The sequence below is a fragment of the Loktanella sp. DJP18 genome, assembly GCF_049310965.1.
Lineage (GTDB): Bacteria > Pseudomonadota > Alphaproteobacteria > Rhodobacterales > Rhodobacteraceae > Loktanella.
This window is the reverse complement of sequence record NZ_JBMERN010000382.1, coordinates 1-712: the sequence shown is the minus strand read 5'-3', so window position 1 is coordinate 712 and position 712 is coordinate 1. Positions and strand designations below refer to the sequence as shown.

Sequence of the window (712 nt, the reverse complement as noted above, 5' to 3'; positions counted from 1 at the left end):
TAGACAAGCGGTTTGGCAGGCCTGCCACGAAAGCATGTCCTTCGACCGCGCCCAGACCACCGCCCGCTTCCGGCTCCAGGACAGCGTCATCACCATCGCGACAAGGTTGACGGTTTCGTTGCCAATCACCATGCCGGGATACTCGGCCCAGTCCACCTGCGCCTGCGCCCCGATTGGCGTCTCGACCCGCCGCCGCGCCCGGATTGCCGGTGCCGGAAACGTCCGCTTCCAATACCGCTGCACCGACTTCAGACTGCCATCGTAGTCGTGCTCGTGCTTTAGCCACTCATGCAGCGCAGCGAGGTTCACCCGCCCGCCCGGCTGCTGGGTGCGCCAGTGCGCAATCGCGTCGGCCACCACTGCCGCCTTGCTCACCTGCGCTGTGCGCCCATCCACCGCCCCGGCCGCATCCCGTCGCCGGTGATACCGCACCGCTCCTTCGCTCACACCCAGTAATCGTGCCACCGAACTCTGCGAGTGGCCCTGCTTCAGCAATACTGTCATCGCCGTCCGCGCCTCATTCTCGAGACGACCCATCGTTCTCTCCCAGCAGACTACCTACTGGGAAATCGATCAGGCCAAGGCGACGCTTCGTAAATCTGGATGTCGCCTTACGACCTCAATGACCTGTCCCGTTACATTCCCGTCGGGCTGAAAGTATGAATCTTTGATGGTAGGTCTGGGAGGGCTTCATCATGGGTTTAGCGATAGC

Annotated in this window: 1 protein-coding gene; it reads right to left on the bottom strand. The window is 62.5% G+C overall.

Features of this window, described 5'->3' with window-relative positions:
- A partial coding sequence (locus ACOI1H_RS26040) for a hypothetical protein (RefSeq protein WP_422441254.1) occupies nucleotides 1-537 on the bottom strand: 537 nt, incomplete at its 3' end.
- Nucleotides 538-712 lie beyond the last annotated feature (175 nt).